10 protein-coding genes are annotated in these 16,674 nt (G+C 61.7%); 3 read left to right on the forward strand and 7 right to left on the reverse strand.

Annotation, left to right across the window (positions count from 1 at the left end; translation table 11 throughout):
* Positions 1-4: 4 nt before the first annotated feature.
* Entirely contained in the window at positions 5-1,960 is a 1,956-nt protein-coding gene (locus HB630_RS00825) for an alpha-1,4-glucan--maltose-1-phosphate maltosyltransferase (RefSeq protein WP_346656014.1), read from the reverse strand.
* 196 nt (positions 1,961-2,156) lie between these two features.
* Between HB630_RS00825 and malQ the strand changes: the two genes are divergently transcribed.
* Together malQ and HB630_RS00835 are read left to right on the forward strand one after the other, a co-directional pair.
* Positions 2,157-4,103, forward strand: a complete 1,947-nt coding sequence (malQ, locus tag HB630_RS00830) for a 4-alpha-glucanotransferase (RefSeq protein WP_213769472.1) — start codon at positions 2,157-2,159, stop codon at positions 4,101-4,103.
* A gap of 29 nt (positions 4,104-4,132) precedes the next feature.
* On the forward strand, positions 4,133-5,938 hold the full coding sequence (locus HB630_RS00835) for a glycoside hydrolase family 15 protein (protein ID WP_213769473.1): 1,806 nt from the start codon (positions 4,133-4,135) through the stop codon (positions 5,936-5,938).
* A 97-nt stretch (positions 5,939-6,035) separates the two neighbouring features.
* Here the strand turns inward: HB630_RS00835 and HB630_RS00840 are convergent, their stop codons facing one another.
* The 6 genes from HB630_RS00840 to HB630_RS00865 form a co-directional block, all read right to left on the reverse strand.
* Positions 6,036-6,848 carry an HAD family hydrolase gene (locus HB630_RS00840; RefSeq protein ID WP_213769474.1) on the reverse strand — a complete coding sequence of 271 codons (813 nt, stop codon included), beginning with the start codon at positions 6,846-6,848 and terminating at the stop codon, positions 6,036-6,038.
* Entirely contained in the window at positions 6,845-7,363 is a 519-nt protein-coding gene (locus HB630_RS00845) for a gluconokinase (RefSeq protein ID WP_213770657.1), read from the reverse strand. Before HB630_RS00845 ends, HB630_RS00840 begins: the two co-directional genes overlap by 4 nt.
* A gap of 31 nt (positions 7,364-7,394) precedes the next feature.
* Positions 7,395-8,144: a 6-phosphogluconolactonase gene (gene pgl, locus HB630_RS00850; protein WP_213769475.1), complete on the reverse strand. Its 750-nt coding sequence runs from the start codon at positions 8,142-8,144 to the stop codon at positions 7,395-7,397.
* The gene (gene zwf, locus HB630_RS00855; protein ID WP_213769476.1) at positions 8,137-9,660 is read right to left on the reverse strand and encodes a glucose-6-phosphate dehydrogenase; all 1,524 of its coding nucleotides are present in this window, start codon (positions 9,658-9,660) and stop codon (positions 8,137-8,139) included. Before zwf ends, pgl begins: the two co-directional genes overlap by 8 nt.
* A gap of 105 nt (positions 9,661-9,765) precedes the next feature.
* Positions 9,766-10,743, reverse strand: a complete 978-nt coding sequence (gene gnd / locus HB630_RS00860; protein ID WP_213769477.1) for a phosphogluconate dehydrogenase (NAD(+)-dependent, decarboxylating) — start codon at positions 10,741-10,743, stop codon at positions 9,766-9,768.
* Positions 10,744-10,780: 37 nt separating this feature from the next.
* The gene (locus HB630_RS00865) at positions 10,781-13,627 is read right to left on the reverse strand and encodes a bifunctional transaldolase/phosoglucose isomerase (protein WP_213769478.1); all 2,847 of its coding nucleotides are present in this window, start codon (positions 13,625-13,627) and stop codon (positions 10,781-10,783) included.
* Positions 13,628-14,726: 1,099 nt separating this feature from the next.
* On the opposite strand from HB630_RS00865, the gene HB630_RS00870 reads away from it, so the two are divergent.
* Positions 14,727-16,670: a PrkA family serine protein kinase gene (locus HB630_RS00870; RefSeq protein ID WP_213769479.1), complete on the forward strand. Its 1,944-nt coding sequence runs from the start codon at positions 14,727-14,729 to the stop codon at positions 16,668-16,670.
* The last annotated feature ends 4 nt before the right edge of the window (positions 16,671-16,674 follow it).

The raw sequence follows: 16,674 nt of genomic DNA on the forward strand, positions 1-16,674 counted from the left end.
CTTCTCACGCCAGACAGCGAAACAGCAGGGCGGGATCGCGCATCGGATCGATCCGCAGGTGAATGCCGCCCCATTCAAGCGGGTGACGTTCCCCCGTCACCACGTTCTCGACGGCCGCGACGTTGCGGCGGTCGCCGGCCATGCCGACCTGGATGTCGCCGAGCGGAAGCCAGAATTCGTGCGGATCAGGGGAGAGCGCAATCGCGACGACGAGGCTGTTGGTCTGGTTGACCGATTCCTTGACAAAGCCGATCACATTGCCGTCCTCGATCGGCAGGAAACGCAGGTTGCTGGTCTGCTGCAACGCGGTGTTCTCGCGGCGGATGCGGTTGAGCTCGCGAATATAGGGCTTGATGTTGCCGGGCTTGTCCCAGTCGCGCACCTTGATCTCGTATTTATCGGAATCGAGATATTCCTCGCGCCCCGGAAGAGGCTCGTGTTCGAGCAGTTCGAAGCCGTTATAGATGCCGTAGGAACTCGACAGCGTGGCGGCCAGCGCGACGCGGGATTTGAACATCCAGGGCTCGCCGCCCTGCAGGTGGAAGGGCAGGATGTCGGGTGTATTGACGAAGAAATTCGGGCGATAGAAATCGCGGTCCGGATAGGCGGTCAATTCGTTCAGATATTGCTCCAGTTCGCCCCTCTGGGTCCGCCAGGTGAAGTAGGTGTAGGATTGCGTGAAGCCGAGCTTGGCGAGCCCCTTCATCAGCTTCGGCCGTGTGAACGCTTCGGCGAGGAAGATGACATCGGGATGGCGAAGCTGGACTTCATGGATCAGCCATTCCCAGAACGGAAGCGGCTTGGTGTGGGGGTTGTCGACCCGGAAAATCCTGACGCCCTGGTCGATCCAGAACAGCACCACGTCACGGAGTGCATTCCACAGCGCGCCGGCGTCTTCGGACATGAAGTCAGGGTTGACGATATCCTCGTATTTCTTGGGCGGGTTTTCCGCATAGCGCATCGATCCGTCCGGCCGGCGCTTGAACCATTGCGGGTGCTGCGTCAGCCACGGATGGTCCGGCGAACATTGCACGGCGAAATCGAGCGCGACTTCCATGCCGTGCGCCTGGCAGGCCGCGACAAATTCGCGGAAATCCTCCAGCGTGCCCAATTCCGGATGCACCGCATCGTGCCCGCCTTCCGCCGCGCCGATCGCATACGGACTTCCGGGGTCGCCCTCGGCAGCCATTGTCGCATTGTTGCGGCCCTTGCGGTTGGTTTTCCCGATCGGGTGGATCGGCGTGAAATAGACCACGTCAAAGCCCATCTCCGCGACATCGTGCAGCCGGGCGATGCAGTCCTGGAATGTGCCGTGCTGTCCGGGTATCTGGCCCTGGCTGCGCGGCACCATCTCGTACCATGCGCCGTTTCTGGCCCGGGGCCGGTCCGCCATGAACGGAAACAGCGGCGATCGCGTCAGGTCGGGCCGCGACTGGCTCTCGGCCATCGCGCTCTGCAATTCATCGGTCAAAAGCGGCGCGGTGTCGCCGGTTCGCAGAAACTGCTCGCATTGCCTCAGGATCACGGCTGACGCCGCGTCGCCGCCGGATTGCGCCTTGGTCAGCATGCCGGCTCCCTCGATCGCGTCGAGGGCGAGATCGGCGCCAGCTTTCTGCTTCAGCTCAAAGCCGTGTTTCCAAGTGGCGAATTCATCGCTCCAGGCCTCGATGGCATAGACATAGCGCCCGGGCGCGTCCGGCACGAACGACCCGCTCCAGCGGTCATTGTCGTGTTGGGTCATTGGCGCGCGGCGCCATTCCCGCTCGCGCTCGAGCCGCCAGACCAGCGCCGCCGCGGTTACGTCATGGCCGTCGCGGTAGACATCCGCCCAGACCTCGACGCGTTCGCCGACGATGCGCTTGACCGGGAAACGGCCGCCATCGATCAACGGGTAAACATCTTCGATATGGAAAGTGCCGCCTACCGCAGCGCTCTCGACAGTTTGAGCAGTTTTGTTCACGGTGATGCCACAGATATGGAGACAACGTCCCCCGCGGGATAACAGACCTCTTGAACCTGTATAAAAAGCCATTCGTGAGGCATTGGTTCCCGGGGAACGCGGAGGATGATATTGAGTTAAACACGTCTATCCTCTTAACCTGTCTAGAGAATTTCGCGATATCCCTAATCCCGTTGCGTGCAAACAAGCGTGTCGAATGAATCTTTTCACCAAAGCTGCGGGTCTCGGGCTTCAGACCGAATTTATCGACGGGCACGGTCACCGGCATGTGACGGATGAAGCCGCCCTGAAAATCATTCTCGACGCGCTGCCGATTGAGGCGCCGCACCGGTTTCTCAACCAACCGGTCGTGATTCGTTCAGGCCAATCCTCGCGGACCCAACTTCCGCAGGCTGCCGAAGCGCCGGTGCGCTGGAAAGTCCTGGCCGGCGTTAAGGTTATCGCCGAAGGCCAGACGGCGGACGGCGTGATCGTCTGGCCAGGCGATCTGCCGCTTGGCTCCTACCGGCTGCACATGACGGACGCCGCGTCATTGACCGACGAGGCGCCGCTGATTGTCGCACCCGCCAGGGCGTTCGGCGGCGATTTCGACCGTTGCTGGCTGCTGGCGGTCCAGCTCTACGGCGTGCGTTCGGCACGCAATTGGGGGATCGGGGACTTCACCGATCTTGAAGGCCTCATCAAGCTGGCGGCGGATCTGGGCGCCGACGGGGTCGGCCTCAATCCGCTGCACGCTCTGTTCGACGATCGTCCCGGCGATTGCAGCCCCTATTCGCCGAACAGCCGGCTGTTTCTCAACGCACTTTATATCGATGTCGAAAAACTCGACGGCGCGCCGGCCGGAAGCGGCGAGGCGATCGCAAAGCTGCGAGCCGGCGATCTCGTCGATTACGCCGCCGTCGCCGCGCTGAAATGGCAGGCGTTGCGTGCGGCGTTCGAGAAATTCAGGACGGGCGCGAAGGACGCCGACCGGCAGGACTTCGAAAAATTTCGCGCCGAGCGCGGTCCGTTGCTGTCGCGCTTTGCCTGCTTCGAGGTGTTGCGCCACACATTCAACACGGCATGGTGGGAATGGCCGGAATCGTGGCGGCAGCCCGATGATGCGACCTGCGCCAGATTGCGCGAGGGGCCGGACGCCGCCGACATCGGGTTTGTCGAATTCGTGCAGTGGATCGCCGACCGCCAATTGCTGGCCTGTCAAACGCTTGCGCGCAAGCTTGGCATGAAGGTCGGCCTTTATCTCGATGTGGCCGTCGGCGTGCAGGCGGGGGGATTTGACGCCTGGAATGAACAGGCCGCGATCTCGCGTTATCTTTCCGTCGGCGCGCCGCCGGATCCCTTGAACACCGCCGGCCAGAACTGGGGCCTTGCCGGATTCAACGCTGCCGGCCTCAAGATCAAATCCTTCGAGCCCTATCGGGAGATGCTGCGCGCGTCGATGCGCTATGCCGGCGCGATCCGGCTCGATCACGTGCTGGGCCTGAAGCGGCTTTACTTGGTGCCGCATGGGTTTGCGGCCGACAACGGTGCCTATGCGCAGATGCCGTTCGAGGCGCTATTGGCGGCCACCGCGCAGGAGAGCGTTGCGCATCGCTGCGTGGTGATCGGCGAGGATCTTGGCACCGTGCCGGACGGCTTCCGCGAGCAGATGGCCGACTGGGGCATCTGGTCGTATCTGGTGATGATGTTCGAGCGCGACGAACGCGGCTTGTTCTACGGCGTCGATCACTATCGGGCCAATGCGCTGGTCACCTTCAACACCCATGACCTGTCGACCTATGCGGGATGGCGTTCATTCGCCGACCTCAAGCTGAAGCGATCGCTCGGCATCGATCCCGGCGAAAGCGACGACGCGCGCTGGCACGCCTTGTTCATGCTGTCCGAACTGCTGCGTCAAAACGGCATCGATGGCCATGATCTCTATGCGGTGGTGGGATTGCTGGCGCGGACCAAATCCCGCCTGCTCACGATCTCGCTGGAGGATCTTCTGGGCGTGATCGACCAGCCCAATATTCCCGGCACCGTTGATGAACATCCGAACTGGCGGCGGCGGCTGCCGCGGGCAATCGACGAAATCGCACCGGCCATCGACATTGCCGCGCTCAAGGCGGCGACGCAGGGGCGGACCCATGCAAATAGCTGAATCTGAAGCATCCTCACTGGTGATCCAATTTGTCTTGTAAAATCGAAGATTATGGACTGATCGGCGATTGCGAAACCGCGGCATTGGTTGGCCGTGACGGATCGATCGACTGGCTGTGCTGGCCCGCTTTCGATTCCGATGCGTGTTTTGCCGCGATCCTCGGCACGGAAAAGCACGGCCGCTGGCTGATCGCGCCCGCGGATCAGGTCAGGGAAACCTCGCGCCGCTATTGGGACAACACGCTGATCCTGGAAACCCGCTTCGAGACCGAAAGCGGCACCGTTGCCGTGATCGATTTCATGCCGCCGCGCGGCAACGCTTCCGATATCGTCAGGCTGGTGCGCGGCGTCAGTGGCCGGGTGAAGCTGCGGATGGAACTCGTCATCCGTTTCGGCTTCGGCGCCGATATCCCCTGGGTCAAGAAAACCGAGGATGATTCGGCGCTGCTGGCGATTTGCGGACCTGACATGGTTGTGTTGCGAACGCCGGTCCAGACTCGTGGCGAGCACTTCACCACGATTGCCGATTTCGAGGTGGGCGAGGGGGAGACCCTCCCGTTCGTTCTCACCTACGGGCCTTCCCATCGCGAGGTGCCCGAACCGATCAATCCTGCGCAGGCTCTCCAGGACACCGAAGATTTCTGGATCGAATGGTGCAGCCGCTGCACCTATGAAGGCGACAGCCGCGACCTCGTGATGCGGTCTCTGATCACGCTGAAGGCGCTGACCTACGCGCCGAGCGGCGGGATCGTCGCCGCTCCCACCACGTCGCTGCCGGAAAAGCTCGGTGGCGCGCGCAACTGGGATTACCGCTATTGCTGGCTGCGGGACGCCACCTTCACGCTGCTGGCGCTGATGAACTCGGGCTACACCGAGGAGGCCTCCTGCTGGCATGGCTGGCTGCTGCGGGCGGTCGCCGGCGCGCCGGCCAATATGCAGATCATGTACGGCATCATGGGGCAGCGCCGCCTGCTGGAATGGGAGGCGCGCTGGCTGCCGGGTTACGAGGGCGCGCAGCCGGTCCGGATCGGCAACGCCGCGCATGCGCAGTTGCAGCTCGATGTCTATGGCGAACTGATCGACGCTTTCCACCAGTCGCGCGTCGCCAGCCTGAAGCTCGATGACGGCACCTGGGATCTGGAAGTCGAGGTGGTCGAGCACCTGGCGCAGGTCTGGGATCAGCCCGATCAAGGCATATGGGAGCGCCGCGACGCGGCCCGGCACTATGTCTTTTCGAAGGTCATGACCTGGGTTGCCTTCGACCGCGCCGTCAAAAGCGCTGAAAAATTCGGCTTCAAGGCGCCGCTCGACCGCTGGCGAAGCCTGCGCGACGAGATCCATCGCGATGTCTGCGACAAGGGATTTGACCCGGCCGTGAATGCGTTCGTCGAATCCTACGGATCGCAACGGCTCGACGCCAGCGTCCTGCTGCTGCCGGCGGTGGGCTTTCTGCCGGGTTCGGACCCGCGCATCCGCGGCACGATCGAGGCCGTGGAAAACCACATGATCCGTGACGGCTTCGTGCTGCGGCACGATCCGCGCGAAATCTCCGAGGAGAAGCAGCCGATCGAAGGCGCGTTTCTGGCATGCAGTCTCTGGCTGGCCGACGCCTATGTGCTGGCCGGCGAAATCGCCAAGGCGCAGGCCATGTTCGATCGCGTGGTCGCGGTGGCGAACGATGTGGGGCTATTGGCGGAGGAATTCGATTCCGACGCGGGACGCCAGACCGGGAATTTCCCGCAGGCACTGACCCACATCGCCCTGATCAACACCGCCCATAACCTCGGTGATGCGAAGAAAGCTGCCGAAAAGCCGGTGATGCAGCGCTCGAAATAACCACAGCGGAATTGTCGAAGTAGGGTGTCAGCCATCGTCCTTGATCGGTACGGCTGCGGCGTATGGGTCCGGCTCAAGGCCGGGACGGCCTGGGGCGTCACCCTGCTTCGTTATTCTTCAAGATCATCTCGATCGCGCCGGCAAACCCCTCATCCTCGTTCGAGGTCGTGACATGGGTCGCCTGCTGCTTGATCTCGTCGGTTGCATTGCCCATCGCGATCGACAGGCCGCTGACCCGGAACATCGCGACATCATTGTGCATGTCGCCGATGGTGGCGACCGCGCCGGTCGAAATGCCGATCCGTTTGGCCATCGCCTGCACAAACGTGCCCTTGTCGTGACCCGGCGGGGTGATGTCGAGATAATAGCTCTGCGACCGGGCCGCCGTCGCCTCTGCGCCCAAGGCTTCCTGCATCGCGATTTCGCAGCGTTGCAGCAGCGCCGCATCGGCGCTGGAGCCGACGATCTTGCAGGCGGCGGAAAGATAAGGCGTGAAATCTTCCACGATGGTCGGATCGGATTGAATGGTGCGCCGTTCAAACGGGACGTAGGCGCCGTTGCCGTTGCGGGTAAGCCAGCGGTCGTTGGTGAACAGCCAGATATCGACGCCGAACTGGTTCAGCAGATCGAGACAGCGCCGGACCGCCGAATCCGGAATCAGATGCTGCTCGATCGGGTTCATCTGCGGATCGGAGATCGAACTGCCGTTGAACGATCCGAATGGCAGCGTGAGGCGAAGCGGCTCGATCAGGAAGCGCATGCCGATGGTCGGCCGGCTCGACGTGACGGTGAAGCCGACTCCGCTGTCCTCCAGGCGCCGCGCCGCCGCCGCGGCCTTCTCGGTCAGAAGCTTGTTTTTGGTCAGCAAGGTGCCGTCGATATCGGAAACGACGAGGGCGATCCTGGTCATGGCTGGTTCCTGTGCGCGGCGCTGTTGTCGGCCAAAGATATTCCGAGCTGACGCATGATGTCGTCGACGATCGCATCAGGCGACGCATCGATCGAGACCGTTACGGGATTTTCGGCTCTGTCCGGCGGCTCCAGCGTCTTGAACTGGCTATCGAGAAGGCCGGCCGGCATGAAATGGCCTTTGCGGTTGGCGAGCCTTTCCGCGATCACTTCCCTTGAGCCATCGAGATAGACAATTCGGACGTCGCTTCGGCCATGCACGAGAACCTTGCGATAGGAACGCTTGAGCGCCGAGCAGGCGATGACGGCACGCTCGCCTGCCTTGCAGGTCCGATCGATCTCGCTTGCGATCGCCTTGAGCCAGGGCCAACGATCCTCGTCGGTGAGGGGATGGCCGGCGCTCATCTTGGCGACGTTGCTGGCGGGATGAAATTTGTCGCCGTCGACGCTGCGCCAGCCGATCCGCCCGGCCAGCTTGTCGGCGATGGTGCTTTTGCCTGATCCGGAAACGCCCATCACGATCAGGGCGCATGGCGTTCGGCTGACCTCAGGCACGAAAATTCTCCGGCAGCGCCGCCTTGTCCAGAAGCCAGATGGTCTCGCCCTGGGAGCGGGCGCGGTTCGCCGGCAGGTCCTCGCCGTCGAACACGCGGGTCAGGATCGCACGTTTTGCGGAGCCGCTGGCTTCGAACAGCATCTCGCGGCAACAGGCCAGCGCCGGCAATGTCAGCGTGATCCGCGGCACGAACGGTTCGACATGGGCCTTGGGCACGTCGATCACCCAGTGCCGGGTTTCCGCGACGGCGGGATATCCGGGAAACAGCGATGCGGTATGGCCGTCTGGCCCGATGCCGAGCAGCACGAGATCGAACAGCGGCCGGGCGGGGTCAAGTTCACCCGCGCCATAGAACGATTTCAGTTCGCTCTCATATTGCCGCGCTGCCTCCAAAGGGTTGGCGGCCGCGGTCGAAATCGGATGGACATTGGCTGATGGCGCGCACCGATCCAGAAAGGCCAGCCGCGCCATCCTGATGTTGCTCAAGGGATCGTCCGCCGGAACGAAGCGTTCGTCCCCGCTGAACCAGTGTACGCGGTCCCACGGAATCCGGCTGCGATAGGCCTCTGTCGCGAGCAATTCAAACAGCTGTTTCGGGCTCGATCCGCCGGACAGGCAGATCGCCACCCGCCCGCTGTTTTTCGCGATCCGCGCCATCAGGCGTTCGGCGGCGGCCTGTGCCAGCGCTGCCGGATCGGCGACCGCGATCACCTGCGTGGCGGCCTGGCTGCTGCTAGTCATTGGGACCGAGCTTTCGCCAGCTTCGGCCGTCGCGTTTCAGCAATTCTTCCGCTCCGGCCGGGCCTTCGCTGCCGGCCTGGTAGGTTTCAAGGCCTTTCGCCCCCGCCTTCTTCCAGGCATCCAGGAACGGTTGCACCGCCTGCCAGCCTGCTTCCACGCTGTCGGCGCGCTGGAACAGAATGTTGTCGCCGATCATGCAGTCGTAGATCAGTGTCTCGTAACCGGTGCTGGGCTCGGCCTTGAAGTAATCCTTGTAGCGGAATTTCATTTCGACGCCGTCGATCGTGACCGCCGGGCCGGGCACCTTGGTGTTGAACTGCAGCGTGATGCCTTCGGTCGGCTCGACCCCGACCACGAGGTAATTCTGCGACAGCCGGTCCACCGCCGTGCAACTGAACATCGTGAACGGAGCTTCCTTGAACTTGATCGCCACTTCGGTTCGCTTGACGCCGAGCGCCTTGCCGGTGCGCAAGTAAAAGGGAACGCCGGCCCAGCGCCAGTTGTCGATGGTCAGTTTCAGCGCGGCATAGGTCTCGGTGGCGCTGTCGGGACTGACATTCTCGGTCTTGCGATAATCCTCGATCTCGGTGTCGCCGATCCGGTTGCCCAGATATTGACCGCGCACCGAATTCTCAAGCGCCTCCTGTTCGCTCTGGGTCTGAATCGCGGCCAGAACGTCGGCCTTTTCCGATCGCACCGCAAAGGCGTCAAATCGCGACGGCGGCTCCATCGCGACCAGCGACAACAATTGAAACAGATGGTTCGGCACCATGTCGCGCAGGGCGCCCGTGGCGTCATAGAAACTGCCGCGGCGGCCGACGCCGATCTTCTCATCGACAGTGATCTGGATGTGGTCGATGTGATTGCGGTTCCAGATCGGTTCGAACATGCCGTTGGCGAAGCGCAGCACCAGGATGTTCTGCACGGTTTCCTTGCCGAGATAATGATCGATCCGGTAGATCTGGTGCTCTTCGGCGATCTTCAGAAGTTCGGCGTTCAACGCCCTGGCGGAAGCAAGATCGGTTCCGAACGGTTTTTCCACCACCAGCCGCCGCCACGCGCCGTTTTCCTCGACGAGAAGACCGGTGCGGCCGAGTTCGCGGGCGATCGGCGCGAAGGCATTGGGCGGCGTCGCCAGGTAAAACAGCCGGTTGCCGCCGGTCTTCCGCGCCGCCTCCAATTTGTCGATCTGGGCGCGCATCCGGTCGAACGAGGCCGGGTCGCTGGGATCGGCTTCGATGCAGGTGAGGCATTCGAGCAGCCGCTTGGCAATCGCCTCATCGACCTTGCGCGTCGCAAATTGGCGAAGGCCCTTCAGCAGGCTTTCGCGCAGCTCGTCGTTCGGCATGCCGTTGCGCGCGACGCCGACCACGCAGAAGTTGTCGGGTAACAGGCCGTTCGCGGCGAGGTTATAAAGTGATGGGATCACCAGCCGATGCGCGAGGTCGCCGGTGGCGCCGAAGATGACGAAGGCGCAGGGATCGGGCTTTTTCTCGTTTGAAGGATTGTCTGTCACGAAGGGCCGGCCTTTGTCTTGAAGATGTTCAGGGCTTGAAGATGTTAGGCGTAGAAATGTCAGCGGCTTGACGGTGTCGGGTGTTTCGCCGGGACGGAGCGGGGGCTATTTCTTCGGCTCCTTATGGCCGCCGAATCCGGCACGCATCGCGGACAGAATTTTCTCGGCGAAAGTATGCTCCTTGCGCGAACGGAAGCGGGTGTACAGCGCCGCCGTCAGCACCTCGGCCGGGACCGCCTCGTCGATCGCGGCATTGACGGTCCAGCGGCCTTCGCCGGAATCTTCGACAAAGCCGGAATACTGGTCCAGCGTATCGTTTTTGGCGAGCGCGGAAGCGGTGAGATCGAGCAGCCATGATGGGATCACGCTGCCGCGGCGCCAGACTTCGGCGATATCGGCGATGTTCAGATCGAAGCGATGATCCTCGGGCAGGGCGTCGATATTGGCGTTCTTCAGGATATCGAAACCCTCGGCATAGGCCTGCATCAGGCCATATTCGATGCCGTTGTGAACCATCTTGACGAAGTGCCCGGCGCCGACCGGGCCGGCGTGAATATAGCCTTGCTCGATTCTGGGATCGCGCCCGTCGCGTCCCTCGGTGCGGGGGATGTCGCCGATCCCTGGCGCCAGCGTCTTGAAGATCGGATTGAGGCGGTCGACCACCGCTTTGTCGCCGCCGATCATCATGCAATAGCCGCGCTCGATGCCCCATATGCCGCCCGAGGTGCCGACGTCGAGATAATGGATGCCGCGCGTTTTCAGCGCCTTGCCGCGGCGGACGTCGTCCTGCCAGAACGTGTTGCCGCCATCGATGATGACGTCGCCTTGCTGCATCAATTTGGACAATGCCTCGATGGTGGTTTCCGTGATCTTGCCGGCCGGCAGCATCACCCAGATCGCGCGCGGCTTGTCGAGCTTGTTGACGAAGTCCTCCAGCGCGCTGGCGCCAACCGCGCCGTCGGCGCCAAGGGCGACAACCGCTTTCGGATCCTTGTCGTAAACGACCGTGGTGTGGCCGTGCTTCATCAATCGGCGGACGATGTTGCCGCCCATCCGGCCTAGACCGATCATGCCGAGCTGCATCTGGGATTCCTAACCTGTCGTGGATTGAATGCTTGTATCAGTTCAACGCAGTCTGGATCGCACTGTCGAGCAGCTTCAGCCCCGATGCGAGATCGCCCTTCAGATGCACACGGAGCGCGCGCCTGCCGCGCTCGGTCAGCACGCCGAAATCGCCGCGCGCCTGTGCCGTCTTGATGACGCCGAAGCTGGCCTTCTGGCCCGGCACCAGAAGGTCCCTCGCATCGTCGGCGGTGATCTGCAGGAAGACGCCGCTGTCGGGGCCGCCCTTATAGGCCTGCCCGGTGGAATGCAGGAAGCGCGGGCCGAATTCGGCGCAGGTCGCGACACGGCGCTTGTCGCGCAGCGCAAGCCGCATGTGCTGCAATTCGTCGATATGCGCGGCGTTGCGTTCGATATAGGCGAGCAGCGCCACATAATCGTCGGCGCCGGAGCGGCCGAGATGCGCCTTCAGCCAGGAGCCGAGATCGCCATTGGCGCCCGCCTTGCGCAAATCCGCGGCATTCTTTTCATCGGTGTAAATATCGATTTCGGAGGTCGACACCACCGGCCGCTCCTCGGGCAGCGAGCCCGTCTTCTCGAAGGCCGCGGTCAATTCCCGTGTCTTCACCTTGGCGGCCTCGACGTCGGGCTGGTTGAACGGATTGATGCCGAGCACTGAGCCCGCGACCGCAACCGCCATCTCGAACCGGAAGAATTCCTGACCGATATAATCGGTCGACTTCATCACGATGCGGACGACCGGGTGCCCGGCCTTTTCCAGCGCGCTTAGCCGGGTCTCATGCGCCGCGTCATGTTCGTCCTCGGTGCGGATATCGATGAAGAAGCGGTCGTTGCCATAGGATTCCGGATCTCCCAGCGTTTCGCCGGCGATCGGAATCAAGCCCTTGCCGTCCTTGCCGGTGGATTCGGCGATCAGCTGTTCGGCCCAGGCGCCGAAATCGGCGATGTTCTTCGACGACAGGATGGTCACCTTGTCGCGGCCTTCGAGGCCGGCCAGCCCCATCGCAAGTCCGAGCTGGACGCCCGGATTTTCATGCGGCGGCACGTCCGGGCCGCAGGAGCGAACCATCGCCAAAGTGTGCGTGAGCAAAGTGCGCAGGTCGATGCCGGCCGCCGCCGCCGGCACCAGCCCGAACGGCGAAAGCACGGAATAGCGTCCGCCGATGGCGGGATCGCCGTAAAAGGTCCGGGCAAAACCCTGTTTGGCCGCGGTCTTCTGCAACGATGAGCCGGGATCGGTGACCGCGATGAAGCGGTAGCCGGCCTTGTCCGCGCCGATCGTTTCCGACACGCGCTCGAAGAAATAATCCTTCATCACGTTCGGTTCGGTGGTGCTGCCGGACTTGCTGGAGACGATGAACAGCGTGTCGGCAAGATCGATCGAGGCCTGCATGGTGCGGATCTGCGCCGGGTCGGTCGAATCCAGCACATGCAGCTTCGGGAAACCGGCCTTCTTCGGGAAAGTCTGCGCCAGCACTTCCGGCCCCAGGCTCGATCCGCCCATGCCGAGCACCACCGCGTCGGTGAAGTTCTGTCCCTTCACCCGATGTGCGAAATCCTCATAGTCGTTGACATCGGCCGCCGCCGGGCTGGTCAGCCAGCCCAGCCATTTGTTTTCGTCGTCGCCGGTCCAGACCGATTTGTCGTGCCGCCACAGCCGCCGGATCTTGCCCGACGCGCGCCAGTCTTCGGTGCTGCCCTCGATCGCCTTGCCGAGCTTGCCGCCGAGCGCGAACTGCTGCCGGCCGATGTCGGCGCCGAGTACGGTGGCACGCTTGTGGGCGACCGCGCCGTAGAGCTTGTCGGCGGCATCGGCGAACAGCTTGACGCCGTCCTTGACCAGTTCGGCCGTGATGGCGTCGAGCGAGATGCCGGAGCGCTCGAGTTCGGCGAGGACGTGCCTGGCCTCCTCGACATTTTCCTCGAGGCTGTCGCGCGGCGTGCCGTGATCGCGGAAGGCGTCGAGCGTCGCCGGCGGTACGGTGTTGACCGTGTTGGGGCCGATCAGCTCCTCGACATAGAGCACGTCGCTATAGTCCTTGTTCTTGGTGCCGGTCGAGGCCCACAGCAACCGCTGCGGCTTGGCTCCCTTGGCCGCGAGCCTGTCCCAGCGCGCGCCGGAGAACAGGCGCTTGTATTCCTGATAGGCCAGTTTGGCGTTGGCGATAGCGACCTTGCCTTTCAGCGCCGCCAGCCGCTCCTTCTCGGTCGGGTCGTTCGCCTGTGCGATCTTTTCATCGAGCTGCTTGTCGACGGCGGTGTCGATGCGGCTGACGAAGAAGCTGGCGACGCTGGCGACGTGGGAGGGATCGCCGCCTTTGGCGACGTATTTTTCCAGGCCCGCAAGATAGGCTTCGGCGACCTGGACATAGACCTGCTGCGAGAACAACAGCGTGATGTTGATGCTGATGCCTTCGCCGATCAATTGCTGGATCGCCGGCAGCCCTGGTGCCGTCGCCGGCACCTTGACCATCAGATTCTTGCGGTCGACTTCCTTCCAGAGCTGTTCGGCTTCCGCGATCGTCGCCTTGGTATCCATCGCCAGATAAGGCGATACTTCCAGGCTGACGAAACCGTCATGTCCCTTGAGATGATCATAGACCGGGCGCAGCACGTCGGCGGCGTGCTGGATGTCCTCGACGGCGAGATGTTCGAACAATTCGGCAACCGGCCGGTCGCCGCGTTTCAGCGCCTGGCCGATGGGGGCGTCATATTCGTCCGAACTGCCGATCGCTTTCTCGAAGATCGAGGGATTCGACGTGACGCCTTTGACACCGTCGGTATCGATCAGCTTTTTCAGATCGCCCTTGGCGACGAAGCCGCGGGCCAGGAAATCCAGCCAGACCGCCTGACCGTGGTTTTCGAGTGCTTTGACGGGATTCATGATGCCTGCTTCTGTCCGGGTTGGCCAAGTTGCTGTTGTTGTGAGTTTTTCTGGCGGAAAGCCAATCTTTATCAGGAACGTCCGGGCCTGTGATGACAAAGGGAATATGAGTATCCCCTCATCATAACGCCATTCACAACATATCGATCCCGGAAATTGGCTGTTTGGCGGCGCGGGTTGGTTTTTTCATAAAACAGGCGTGCGGCAAAGGCGCGCCTGTCGATCCCGACGGCGAGCCGATTGACGATTGAATAAAGCTTTAGCGACACTTCGCAGCGGCCGTCGCCGGAAGGTGGAATTCTTCCGGCGATTGCGATGGCGCGGCGAAATAAACAGGGCGAATAAAAAATAAGGAAACGAACAAGGAAAAGCCCGCGGCGATTCGATGCAAACCTGTTGCGGGTTGTTGATCGGCGCTGTGCGTCCGATGATGCTGATCGACGCGTTGCTTGCGGCTGAGACGAGCATCGAGCTTGGGGCAATACGGCGGGTTCGGCAACACCGCAAAGAGTTTCAGTAACTCTTCATCATCTCCTGAGCATGGATGAAATGATATCGCCGGATGCGAGCGCCGGCGACGTTTTCAACGTGCAGGGCCATACCGCCGCGCAGGTCACGGAGACGGTACGGAAACTGGTTGGACGGAAAGTCATGGGGGCTGTTCGGAGATGTCCCCGGCGACAAATAAATAAATTAATGGTCGCGCGCGGGCGTCTTCAGCACAAAGCCGCGTGGCCTCGGGATGCCGGGAGTATTTCTTTTTCCCGATGTTCCCGGAAAGAGGCGATGTCCGGTTCCATTCCCGGCGAAATCAGTCGCGAAATCAGGTCAAGCCGTAAATCCACGGATGTTGCGGGTCGGCTACATCGACCTTAAATCATGGGAACGATAGGTCTTTTGCTCAAGAATCGAACAAAGTGCCTGTTTATAACCCACATGGTGCCTGCATTGTGCATTGCGCTAAGGAGTCGGCAAGATGTCCAATCGGTCTCATGTGCTGATTGCTGATTCGAGACGTGAGCGCAGATAGCGCTCCGGTACCTAGCAACTTTGCGGCCCACTGCGGCATTACCAGTGGACCATATTGTGGAGAGGGATCATGTACAACGATTCTCTATTCAACGCTTTCGCCCGGTCCTTTGAGGCTCGAAGCCAGACCGACATGTCGATGGCGGAATATCTGGAATCGTGTCGAAGCGATCCGCTACGATATGCCAATGCGGCCGAACGGCTACTAGCTGCGATCGGTGAGCCTCAGATGATCGACACGGCCAAGGACCCCCGCCTTGGCCGTATTTTTTTGAACCGCACCATCCGCATGTATCCGGCCTTCACCGGCTTCCACGGCATGGAAGAGACGATCGAGCGCATCGTCGGATTCTTCCGGCATGCCGCGCAAGGCCTCGAAGAGCGCAAGCAGATCCTCTATCTGCTGGGACCGGTGGGCGGCGGCAAATCGTCGCTCGCCGAACGCCTCAAGGCGCTGATGGAGGTCCATCCGATCTATGTGCTGAAGGCCGGTGACGAACTCAGCCCGGTGTTCGAGAGTCCCTTGAGCCTGTTCGATCCGGACCTGCTCGGGCCGATGATCGAGGAAAAATACGGCATCCCGCGCCGCCGCCTGAGCGGACTGATGAGCCCGTGGTGTTACAAGCGGCTCGAAGCCTTTGGCGGCGACATCTCGCAATTCCGCGTCGCGCGCATCCAGCCCTCGCGCCTGCGGCAGATCGCGATTGCCAAGACCGAGCCCGGCGACGAGAACAACCAGGACATTTCTTCCCTGGTCGGCAAGGTTGATATCCGCAAGCTCGAGACCTATGCCCAGAACGATCCGGACGCCTACAGCTATTCCGGCGGCCTCAATCGCGCCAATCAGGGCGTTCTCGAATTCGTCGAGATGTTCAAGGCGCCGATCAAGATGCTGCATCCGCTGCTGACGGCGACGCAGGAAGGCAATTACATCGGAACCGAGAACATCGGCGCGATTCCCTTTACCGGCGTCATCCTTGCCCATTCGAATGAATCGGAATGGCAGAGCTTCAAGACCAACAAGAACAACGAAGCCTTCATTGATCGCATCTGCGTGATCAAGGTTCCGTACTGCCTGCGGGTGACCGAGGAGCAGAAGATCTACGAGAAACTGATCCAGGGATCGGAGCTTGCCTCCGCGCCCTGCGCGCCGGCCACGCTGGAGACGCTGGCGCGCTTCTCCGTGATGTCGCGCCTGCGCAAGCATGAAAACTCGACCCTGTTTGCTAAAATGCGTGTCTATGACGGTGAAAGCCTGAAGGAATCGGATCCAAAGGCCCGCAGCGTTCAGGAATACAAGGACGCCGCCGGTGTTGACGAAGGCATGGACGGCATCTCGACGCGGTTTGCGTTCAAGGTGCTGGCCGCGACCTACAACCACGATACCGCGGAAGTCGGCGCGGATGCGGTTCACCTGATGTATGCGCTGGAGCAGGCGATCCGCCGTGAGCAGCTCCCGGATGAAGTCGAGAAGCGTTATCTCGAATTCATCAAGGCGGAACTCGCGCCGCGCTATGCCGAGTTCATCGGTCACGAGATTCAGAAAGCCTATCTCGAATCCTATACCGATTATGGCCAGAACCTGTTCGACCGTTATGTGGACTATGCCGACGCCTGGATCGAGGATCAGGACTTCAAGGACCCTGATACCGGCCAGCTGCTCGATCGCGAGCTTCTCAATCAGGAGCTGACCAAGGTCGAGAAGCCCGCCGGCATCGCCAATCCGAAGGACTTCCGCAACGAAGTCGTCAAGTTCTCGCTGCGGGCGCGGGCACAGAATGGTGGCAAAAATCCGCACTGGACCAGCTACGAGAAGATTCGCGAAGTGATCGAGAAGCGGATATTCTCACAGGTCGAGGATTTGTTGCCGGTGATTTCGTTCGGTTCGAAGAAGGACGGCGAAACCGAGAAGAAGCATGGCGAGTTTGTCTCACGCATGGTGGAGCGCGGCTACACCGAGCGCCAGGTTCGCCGGCTGGTGGAATGGTACATGCGCGTAAAACAGGCTGGTTGAGGCG

This window comes from Bradyrhizobium sp. dw_78 (genome assembly GCF_018449525.1).
In the GTDB taxonomy this organism is placed as follows: Bacteria; Pseudomonadota; Alphaproteobacteria; order Rhizobiales; family Xanthobacteraceae; genus Bradyrhizobium.